The following is a 10,052-nucleotide window of genomic DNA, read 5'->3' as shown; positions in this document are numbered from 1 at the left end:
ATCGATCTCTTCTCCCTTTTCGTTGACGGTGATGACATCAAAGGAAAACGTCTCGAAGGCTAACTCAGAAGGTTGAGAAGGCGGTTCGGGTGTCAGAGTAGGTTCTGGAGTAGGTTCGGGGGTGGGGGTAGGTTTTGGTGTCGGAGTGGGTGATGGAGTGGATATTGGCGAATCGGACTCCATTCCTTGAAAAATTGCATTTCCTACAGTCGCCAGTCCCAACCCCGCACCACCCCAGAGACTCCATTGCATCAATTGCCGTCGAGTCACCCCTGGAGTTGGGGAACGGGTTTGAGTTCCGCGATGAGTGTAAACAGAACTGACGATTCGCGGTGATTTTGACTGCCGACGACTCGTTTGACGGCGCGGCGCGGGTGACGGTTCGGGAGTAGATGCCAAACGTTCGAGTGCTGTTACTGCCTCCAAATCTGCCGGAGAAGCTCCCAATACCCGAATCCAAAGCTGTCGTGCTAATTCTCGATTCCCATCCTCTGCTGCTCGATAAGCATCCAATTTCAGCGTCGCAACATCACTCAAGGTTGCATATTCCGGCACTAAAATCAGGTGAGCGCGATCGATCGGTTCTGCTGTTGTCAGTGGGGTTTGAATCCGCTTGCCATGTTCCCGGTTCAACTGGGGAACCCGACGCGCCAGATACGCATCCAACCGTTCCACCGTCGCACATCTTCCCTGCACCCCCAACCCTTCCAATAGCGCGTAGGTAAAGACTCCCTGTCCCAGCGCTTCCACCTCGTAGGAGAGTTCGTTAGGGCTGCACGAGGCGATGCTAATTACCCCCATCTGCTGCGCCTGTTGTGCCGTTTCCCGCCCCATCCCTTCGGCGGATTTACCACCGTTATCTCGGCAGGCATCTAGCAGCAGGACGATATTATCCGCCCCGCAGCGCCGCAACTGCCCCAAAACGTAGCTGACGGGAATGGCAGTTTTGGGAATATTAGCTGTATAGCTATCGGCTGCCATCAAGTAATCTTGCCCCTCGTGGCGTACCCCATGTCCGCTAAAAAAGAACCAGAAATTGTCCCCCGCCCCCATAAACGGTTTCTCGAACCGTTCGTCTAGGAGGCGCAGTAAGTTGGAATAAGTGGGACGGGTGGAGGTATTGCCAATTTTGGGGGAGTTGTCGGCGTAGTAGTAAACTTTCTCGAATCCCGCCCGATTCTGCAACCAATCTCGCATCATCTGGGCATCGCGCTGGGCGTATTCCAGAGGACGCGAGAGGTGTTCGTATTCGTTAATGCCGATCGCGATCGCCCAGTTTTTGGCCATCTATTGCTAAGGTTTACGTTTGAATTTCAGTTTAACCGCACCCTTACTGCCCATTTCGAGTCCCGATCCGACTAAACTTACTTTACCCCGACCGTCTATTTCCACCGATAGCTCGATTTCCTCAAGCTGCATCCCGGATTGTTGCCGACCGGGCGATCGGCTCACCAATCGTTGTACCATATCTAGCAAGCGCTCCATTTCGAGTTCCAGGGTTGCTACGGGAACTTCGCTGATTGTTGCCTGACCTTCGACCGTACCGTTGGGGGAGTGATTTGTAGTTTCTTCGGGCACTTCAATATCCAAGAACGTCGCCCCCACCCCCGGATTCTTTTGACCGTCGATCGAGATAGATTTTGGTTCGGGTTCGGATGCAGCTTCGGTTTCGGTTTCGGCTTCCGGGGAATGGTAGGTGATAATGCGAATGGTTTCTTCTGGCATCGGTTTGAGGATTGTTTCTTGGCAGTTTAACCTTTTCTCCACCTCCCCATCTCCCTATCTTTATAAGGCTATGCTGTTCGCAATTAGCGCCCTTGGCACATCGCGCTAATTGCGAACATAAAATTTCAATAGTTTGGCTTCCCCTATCCCCCGGCTTCTTCCTCACGGGGAATGGTTTTTGACGATCGACTTCACAATCGAGCAATCCAAGTCATGACGAAAACGAAAATTCAAGGGTTTTGCTCCCCCAACTCAAATCCGCGCCTGAGTTAAAAACCATTCCTTGTCAGGTCTCTCCCTCTCCATTACATTTCCAGATTTTGAGTCCCCATCAATCGCTGGCGCACGCTTTCGGCAATCCCATTTCCCAGATAGTCGGGGATGATGCTTTCATTAGGTCCGAGGAGATAGAGAATTAAGCGCGTTCGCCCCCGCCACACCAGAAGGTTGGCATTAATCACCAATAAATCCTCTTGCCAGATGGCGTACATCACCTTGTAAAATAAACCCGGTTGGTTATCCGCTTCGATCAATAGCGCGGGTAGGTGGAAAACCGGATCGACATAAAACTCCGTCTCCACATCTTCTAAACCCGCATCGAGATTGAACTCGACAGCTAGCATCTCTTCAACTTCAAAGTGTCCGGCGAGGGCTTCTCGTACCGCCCGCGCCACGTTCTCGGAGATTTTATCCGTGAGAGCTTTTCCACCTCTAGACACCACCAGCTTGATGAACACCAGCATGGGAGGGTAGATTTGACCGTAGAGACTCAGACTGTGAATCGTTAAGCCATAAGCCGCCAAGACCCCAAAAATATCGCTGAGCAAAAAAGATTGATTGCGGTAGGCAAAGTGGACGGCATTCCGGTTGCCTTCAGGTCGAACTTCAATGACAGCTTGCCGCCGTTTGTAGAGCTGGTACGCGAGTTTGAGGTTTTGCAGTTGAATTTCGCTACTGACAAACTGTTCGTAAAATTGGGGAAACGCGCCGTTGAAGCGCTTTAGAAGTTCTAGAGTGGAAGATTTTAAGCCGGTGGCCATAACGGGGAAGTTAACTCACTGCCTGTTTAGATGCGCGAATTCGATGCGACTCAAAGAGAACGTTCCTCCACTTTAGCTGAATGATGGGAACCTTGCGTGGGGTTGAATCCGTCTGAGTTTTGCAAGGCTACTTCCATGGGTAACCGTCCATCCACAGATATAATGTCTCTTAGAACTCATCGTTCTGCGAGCCAACATTTACCTCAACCATTACCACGCCTGCATGGGTTTTTGGAAAAGTATTTTCAGTAGTCCTGACACTGCCTCCGCTTCTAGGACGATTCCGTTCGAGGAGTATACCGCAGTCGGGGCAAGTCCTCGTCCTAATACTCAAGCTAAAATTTATTTTAGTACCGACCGCAATATCGACCTCTACGAACTAGAAGAACTTTGCGATGCTGTGGGTTGGTCCCGCCGTCCGATTCGGAAAGTCAAAAAAGCGATCGCCCATAGTTTTATTGTGGTTTCCATGTGGGAAGTTCGGGGGACGAGGCGAAGGTTAATTGGGTTTTCCAGAGCCACCTCCGATCATGCTTTTAACGCCACGGTTTGGGACGTGGTGGTTCACCCGGAGTTTCAGAGCAAGGGGTTGGGTAAAGCGCTGATGAAGTATCTCATCAAGAAATTACGCAGCCACGATATCAGTAATATTACCTTGTTTGCCGACCCTCATGTGGTCGAGTTTTATCGGGGATTGGGCTTTATGTCTGACCCGGAAGGGATTAAGGGGATGTTTTGGTATCCGAATTAGCTCGGATATCGGATTTTGAGTTTAAGAAACGATCGCTCGCCCTTTTTAGTCGCTTTTTTGCCAGCAATACAATGAATCGAAAAAATCCCCCACTTTCAGAACGGGGTTGGTCTTTGGACGCGCGATCGCCCCAGGTTATCGAATCGTGGATGCCGACGTGGGAATGGTTTTATCGCTACTATTTTCGAGTTCGCACCGAGGGTTGGCATCATATCAACCCCCAGGAACGGGTTTTGCTGGTGGGTTCCCACAATGGGGGGTTGGCAGCGCCGGATATGGCGATGGTGATGTACGATTGGTTTCGTCGATTTGGGGCGCAGCAACCGGTGTATGGGTTGATGCACTCCCACGTCTGGCAGGTTTACCCGGAAATGGCGAAACTCGCAGCGCAAATGGGGATGTGTTTCGCCTCCACAGCCAGCGACATAAGATTGAGTTAGCGGGGCGTAAGGGCTTCATTAAGCTGGCATTGCGGGAAAATGTCCCGATCGTCCCGATCGTCTCGACGGGCGCTCACGATACGTTATTCGTCCTGTCAGATATCTATCCGTTGATGCGGCAACTCCACGAGTGGGGAATGCCGTGGTTGTTCGATCTCGATCCGCAAGTGTTTCCCATTTATTTGGGGTTGCCCTGGGGGGTGGGTGTCGGACCGATACCGAATTTGCCTCTACCGGTTCAGATTCGGACGCGGGTGTGTGCGCCGATTGTTTTCGATCGCAGCGGACGGAAGGCGGCGAGCGATCGGGCCTATGTGGATGAGTGTTACCACCTGGTGCAGGGACGGATGCAAAGTGAGTTGGATGAGTTATCGCGTCAGATGTGAATTCGGAGTTCAGAATTCGGAATGCGGAATTAAGAGAATTTGGAGTACGTGCAGAGCGCAGGCAACGCCCACGGAAGCGCAGAATTGAAGACGGGGAATGGAGTCGCCACTTCGGAGGATTCCGACGCGAATCCCGAACTGGTGTGATTCATAGGCACAGATTCGATCGGAATGGGTTGAATGTAAATAACTGTAAAATACTCCGGATCGTTGGAGATATCGGCGGATAAGGGAACTATTCGTGGGGTTTAACGTGCGGTTATATGCCAGAAGAAGTACCCGAGATGGGTGCTTTCAGGTATGAAATTCGCCATTAAACTACAACTATTGATTCCCGATTGATGCAAGTTTTCTAGGAGAGTTATCATGCCAGAGCCGTCTAATTCTATTAATTCCGACGTTTCCTCTACTAGCCCAGAACCCGTTCGAGAACTAGAAGAAGTTACTAGTATTTATAATCCTTGCGATCCAAGGTGTATGAAAGGGGGTCTAGTTTATCCTAGTGTAACGAAAAATAGTCAGCATACATGTTTATATGATGAATCTTCTTGTGTTGAGCCTTTAGAAGCACCAATCGAACCTTCTTGTGTTGAGCCTTTAGAAGTACCAATCGAGCCTTCTTGTGTTGAGCCTTTAGAAGTACCAATCGAACCTACAAAAATCAACGAAATGTAAGTATTTAGCTGTCAGTTATCAGCATTAGACTCTTGGAGAAAGCCAAAATTTTCGAAGTTTTAGCTTGGAGAAACTTGAAGTTGTAAGCGGCATCAGAGTTTGAAGCTGACGGCTGATAACGGCTGATACCTGAATGCTTACCACAAAATGATGAATATCGAGATTTTCGTTAAATTCATTTTTTTTTGAATCCCGATATTTATCATTTTAACTACATTGAATAGTCACACTGCACATCAAAGTCTGCAGATTCTTTATGCAAAGAGTTATTAAAACTTCCCTCTATTCGTTTTTTTGCCATACAAGCCGCCCCAACTTTGTGATTAGGAGCTGCATTAATGATAAATTCATAGCACTGTCTTGCTTCTTGAAGCTCATTTAACTGTTCGTGTATATATCCTTTTTTAATCCAAGCAATATAGAACATATCATTTAATTTAATAGATATTTTAAGAGCTTTAATAATGTTTCTACATTCAAGTTCATGCATCAAGCAATTGAGAACTTTTACTTTAAATACATTATAAATTTCTAGTTCTAGCAACAGACTGAAATAAAAATAAACTTCACTTAATTTTTTTCGATATTCTTCAGATTTAAGATTGTAAATTAAAGATTGAGTATTTTTTAATGTATTATCTAATAGATAAATTGCATCATTTATTTGATTTTGGTGTTTCTTGTTTTCACTTAACGAATAAGCTGTCATTACTGTAATTAACTGGAAAATTTCTCTATTATTTTCTGTTAAAATATTCTCTTCTATTTCAAGCTTTGTTAAATATGCAACACTAGCATTAATTGACGTAATCCTAATTTCAATCGAAGATGCACTGATTCTTCCCCAGATAACCACATCTACTTCTAATTTTTTACCTATTTTTTTTGCATCATCTTCACTAGATATTGGTTTTGATACTTCTTTAAAATGGCAAATCTCTGTGTCATAAATATTTTTTAATCCTCCAGGATCGTCTTTTAGCTTTTTCTCTAACCAAAAATCACGATTTATATTCTTATTTCTTGCATCCTCAGCAAAATCTGCAATAATGATAAGAGACTTATTCTCTTCCCTCGCAACCTTCGCACAGTTCTGAAATGCCATTCGCTGCTGGTACGATTTAAAAGGCTGAAATACCGTTTCAACTGTTCCCAACATTCCAACGATCGCACATCCCCAAAAAAATAAAACAAAACGCCGATCGCTCCAAAAACGCGGCAACCTCTCCCGTTTTTCTGCCACTGGAGGATGCATAACGTAATGAATCGTCTGCTGTCCAATATGATTGATTTGGCTGCCATCTCCCTGAATCACATTCGATCGATCGCCACTACTGGACGCATTCAACCTTCCTTCATTGCGATCGAGATGAATATTCTGTTCGATAGATTGAGAGGGGCGATCGGAATCGGGGTTCGAGTTGCGATCGGGTTGTGCCATAGAACGATACCAAATGAGATGCCTGAAACCGCCACCAAACGGATAAAGTTTCGATCCGCCGTTTTATTGGGGTGATAACCATAACCGGAGTAGGCACGGGGGCACTACCCCGACAGGTACGAACAAACGAACGATCTGGGATGGCAATACAAACCTGCAACTTGATACCAAATCAATCGATTCAGTTTGCAAGTCGATCGCGAACAACACCCATCAAAACACCTATCAAAGACCGCCGACGAAATAGGTTGCAGCTACCCCCAACCAAGGGGCAAGGCGAGTAAAAATCGGTTTGAGACTTTGCCACAACCCCGTACTGGCGGTAACCGTTGCCGTCGTTGCTTCCAGGGTTTTGGTCACCCGTTCCAAATTGCTTTTGATGTAATCTTTGTCCGGTTCGGATTCCGTTGCTTCTTCCTTGGCGGCGGCGAGAAACTTCTGGGCTTTTCCCTTCTGGGCATCCGGTAAATTCGCCGTTTCTAGCAAGGCTTGCATCTGAGCTAGCAATTCGATCGCCTGGGCTGAGGTGATTTGTTCTTCTGTGGTATCGAGGGAACCGATCGCGATCGTACTACCATCTCCGAGTACCTGCTTCGCATTCTCCCCGGCTGCCGCAACCCTCAGTTCTCCCGTATTGTCTCCCAGGCTGACATTTTGATGTACTCCACCAGATGACATAAGACTGATTTCCCGTGACTGATTCTGCTATGGATTTATGATAGCGAATCCGGCTGAAAACGCCACTTTCTGGCAATATTCGGCAACATAGAGAATATCCGGCAAATAGCAAACACTGCATAAAACTAGTTTTATGCAACTACTTATATGACGAATGCAAAATTGTCACAAAAAAAATATGCGATCGAGAGCGATCGATTGTCGAGAAATTAAGGCAGTTTAAAGCGATCGCTTTTTGGAATTTTAAGGGTTATAGCGTTTGAATCGCGAAATTAAACACAATTGGCACTAAAAGCCCATATTGAAATCGTGTCAACACCCTACCACATCCCAAAAACCCTGTAAATTCGTTTGCCAAATGAGAATGGAATCAATAAGTTTTTCTATAAAATTTCCCTGAATATTTAAATATCAAAATTATTTCTATAAAAAGATAAGTATGAATTGTGAATATAGCGTTCCTTTTCCTATTGCCGATTTCCCCCACGCAAGCAACACTATAGAATCGGATTGGCAAATTCTCCTCAAAAGCAACCATCGTGGAAGAAGCGATCGCCATTCAAGCTGTCGATACTCTATTTATTGTCCTGATTCTTGCTGTGGCGATCGCTGCCTGGATTGCCGAGTTTCGATCGATTCGCCACTACCAAACCCGGCGATACCGCACCACCGCCGAAGCGATCGATTTCCTGCGATCGCATTCCCCCACCCAACCCATCTCGGTCTCGGCACTGAGCAAAACCGTCTCCCGATGGCTACTTCACCACCTCGACGGAACCCTTGCCGCCGATGAATTCCATCCCCGCATTGAGGGCGATCGCTTCGTTTGCCTAACTTCACCGAATATCCTCGTTCAACCCATTCCCCGATCGCCTGTCGCCTTTGCCCCCACTCTCCTGACGGCGTTGGGGGTGTTGGGAACCTTCACCGGGATTTACCTGGGGTTGCAGGGGGTGGATATTGGCGCGATCGCCGATCCCGATACTTTGCTAGCGAAAAGTTTGGCACTGTTGGGGGGAATGAAAATTGCTTTCGTCACCTCCCTGTATGGGTTGGCGACGGCGAGTTTGTCGATTTTGGGGTTGGCGGTGGGGGAACGCATCCGGCAGAACTGCCGCGATCGCCTGCGAGATCGGTTCGATCGCATTGCAACGCTAGCCACGCCGGGACGGTTGCTGTCGCGATTGGATAGAAGCGATCGTCCCGGAGGAGTCAGCCAAATCAACCCAGAAGCCATTGGCGAGGCGATCGGGCGATCGTTATATCCCCAGTTCGATCGTTTGGTGGCAGAATTAACGCAAATTCGAGCAGAACGAGGGAAAATCGAGGGGATTTACCCGCAATTTCAACCCAGCCTCGCCTCAATTTCTGGGGAGTTGCAGCAAATCCGAGAAGGGCAAACTTCCCAAGATAGTCGCCTGGAAAATTTGGTGACTCAAATGCGCCTCGAACTCATCGAACCGGTGGTAGAACGCCTCGACGAAAGTGCCGCACTGACGCGGGAAGCTTCTCAATCTGTCAGCCAACTGCGAAGTTCGTTGGGGGAAATTAGCGCTAGTTTAGCCCAGTCGATTCAAACCATCCAAAACTTCCAAACCGAAACCCTGGTTCAGCTACAAGACTTTGCCGAAAACTTGAAAAATATCCTCGATGGATTTCGCCAGGATACGGGGGAGGTGATGCAAGAAGTATCGACACAAATGAACCGGGCGGTAGATGAAAGTATCGCTGGAATGGAAGCGCAACGCAGTGCATTTGAAGCCAGTGCCGATCGGGTGGCGGGGGCATTTCTCCAACAAACAGAAACCCTCAAAACTGTGGGGCGAGAGGCCTCAAATTTGATGGAAAATACGCGAGAAAGTTTGCTGGAGACTTTACAAAATGTCGATAATCTGCTGCAAAAAACGCGCCAAACCGTACAGGAAGAGTTAGCAACATTTCGCATTGAATACCAGCAGGAATTACAGCAGTTTTTCGAGGAACAAAACAATCTCCTCGACGGTACTTTAAATCAACAGCGAGAAGGGTTGAGTGGGGTTGCCGACAAACTGCAAACGGTATTTCGCGAAGATGCCCCCAAGCTAGGCGATCGCATTCTCGAAAGTATGGCAAATATCGATCGCACCGCTATAGTTGTGATGGAATTAGCCAATACGACGGGGTTGCAGTCTGGGGAAAGATTGGCGCAATTGCAACAACTTGCAGAGACTGTAGGTGGGGAAGCCGATCGCATTGATGCCGCCTACACAAATTTAGTCGATCGATTGAATCAGGGGTTACAAATGGGAAACGAGCAGTTATCGAATTATCTCCAACAGGCAAACGAAACCTATACCCAAAGTATTGAAAATGTCGATCGTTCGGCTGCTGAAGTTTGCCAACAATTACATTCAACTTCTCAAGGATTGATGGACGTTGCCAGTTATTTAGTTGCCGCCGCTGAGGATTTACGAGATAGTTCCCAGTAGTACTTTTTCAAGATTGAAAACTATCTCATCCCTAATTACTTCCCCCTAATTACTTACCACTTATTACTTCTTACTTCCCCATAATTACTTATCACTTCTTACTTCTTACTTCTTACTTATTACTTATTACTTATTACTTCTTACTTATCACTGCTGCGCTTCAATCTGCCGTACCACCGTCAGCGCCGAGTAACTCACCCCAGCAGTCCCTTCGCCGGGATGGGTAGAGTCTCCCACCAGCCAGAGATTGTCCATGGGGGTACGGTTGGCAAAGCCGAAGGGTCCGAAAGTGGGGACGCGCTGTCCGATGCCCCCCACCACACCGCGATCGCGTCCGGTAAAATGCTCGAAAGTCCGAGGGGTCGCCGCTTCGACATGAACGATCGTCTCGGGGGTGAGGTGGAAATAGTCCCCCAACCGGGCGATCGCCTCCTGGGTATACTGTTCC

Annotated in this window: 10 protein-coding genes and 1 pseudogene; 5 read left to right on the top strand and 6 right to left on the bottom strand. The window is 47.7% G+C overall.

Features of this window, described 5'->3' with window-relative positions; genetic code table 11:
* The 3 genes from IQ235_RS09710 to IQ235_RS09700 form a co-directional block, all read right to left on the bottom strand.
* Positions 1-1,287 (bottom strand): caspase family protein (locus IQ235_RS09710; RefSeq protein ID WP_264321276.1); only part of this gene is annotated, 1,287 nt, incomplete at its 3' end.
* A 6-nt stretch (positions 1,288-1,293) separates the two neighbouring features.
* Entirely contained in the window at positions 1,294-1,767 is a 474-nt protein-coding gene (locus IQ235_RS09705) for a Pepco domain-containing protein (RefSeq protein WP_264321275.1), read from the bottom strand.
* 263 nt (positions 1,768-2,030) lie between these two features.
* On the bottom strand, positions 2,031-2,765 hold the full coding sequence (locus tag IQ235_RS09700) for a hypothetical protein (RefSeq protein WP_264321274.1): 735 nt from the start codon (positions 2,763-2,765) through the stop codon (positions 2,031-2,033).
* 223 nt (positions 2,766-2,988) lie between these two features.
* On the opposite strand from IQ235_RS09700, the gene IQ235_RS09695 reads away from it, so the two are divergent.
* The 4 genes from IQ235_RS09695 to IQ235_RS09685 all read left to right on the top strand — a co-directional run bounded on the left by IQ235_RS09695 (position 2,989) and on the right by IQ235_RS09685 (position 5,017).
* Positions 2,989-3,516, top strand: coding sequence for a GNAT family N-acetyltransferase (locus IQ235_RS09695; protein ID WP_264321273.1), 528 nt, complete (start codon positions 2,989-2,991; stop codon positions 3,514-3,516).
* Between the two features lie 71 nt (positions 3,517-3,587).
* Positions 3,588-3,956 (top strand): lysophospholipid acyltransferase family protein, encoded by a 369-nt coding sequence (locus tag IQ235_RS18865; RefSeq protein WP_319592568.1) that lies wholly within the window; start codon positions 3,588-3,590, stop codon positions 3,954-3,956.
* Positions 3,917-4,342: a lysophospholipid acyltransferase family protein gene (locus IQ235_RS18860; RefSeq protein ID WP_319592567.1), complete on the top strand. Its 426-nt coding sequence runs from the start codon at positions 3,917-3,919 to the stop codon at positions 4,340-4,342. The genes IQ235_RS18865 and IQ235_RS18860 overlap by 40 nt, the downstream gene beginning before the upstream one ends.
* 366 nt (positions 4,343-4,708) lie before the next feature.
* Positions 4,709-5,017: a hypothetical protein gene (locus IQ235_RS09685; RefSeq protein ID WP_264321272.1), complete on the top strand. Its 309-nt coding sequence runs from the start codon at positions 4,709-4,711 to the stop codon at positions 5,015-5,017.
* Between the two features lie 211 nt (positions 5,018-5,228).
* On the opposite strand, the gene IQ235_RS09680 is transcribed toward IQ235_RS09685, so the two are convergent.
* Positions 5,229-6,458: a hypothetical protein gene (locus IQ235_RS09680; RefSeq protein ID WP_264321271.1), complete on the bottom strand. Its 1,230-nt coding sequence runs from the start codon at positions 6,456-6,458 to the stop codon at positions 5,229-5,231.
* Between the two features lie 225 nt (positions 6,459-6,683).
* Complete coding sequence (locus IQ235_RS09675) at positions 6,684-7,136, bottom strand: single stranded DNA-binding domain-containing protein (RefSeq protein ID WP_264321270.1); 453 nt, start codon at positions 7,134-7,136, stop codon at positions 6,684-6,686.
* A 539-nt stretch (positions 7,137-7,675) separates the two neighbouring features.
* Here IQ235_RS09675 and IQ235_RS09670 point away from each other — a divergent pair.
* Positions 7,676-9,604 carry a hypothetical protein gene (locus IQ235_RS09670; RefSeq protein WP_264321269.1) on the top strand — a complete coding sequence of 643 codons (1,929 nt, stop codon included), beginning with the start codon at positions 7,676-7,678 and terminating at the stop codon, positions 9,602-9,604.
* A 147-nt stretch (positions 9,605-9,751) separates the two neighbouring features.
* On the opposite strand, the pseudogene IQ235_RS09665 reads toward IQ235_RS09670, so the two are convergent.
* Positions 9,752-10,052: pseudogene (locus tag IQ235_RS09665) on the bottom strand (C-3',4' desaturase CrtD); the annotation flags it as partial.

This window comes from Zarconia navalis LEGE 11467, assembly GCF_015207075.1.
GTDB lineage: Bacteria > Cyanobacteriota > Cyanobacteriia > Cyanobacteriales > Geitlerinemataceae > Zarconia > Zarconia navalis.
The sequence above is the reverse complement of the archived record's forward strand: the minus strand, read 5'-3'. Positions and strand labels throughout refer to the sequence as shown.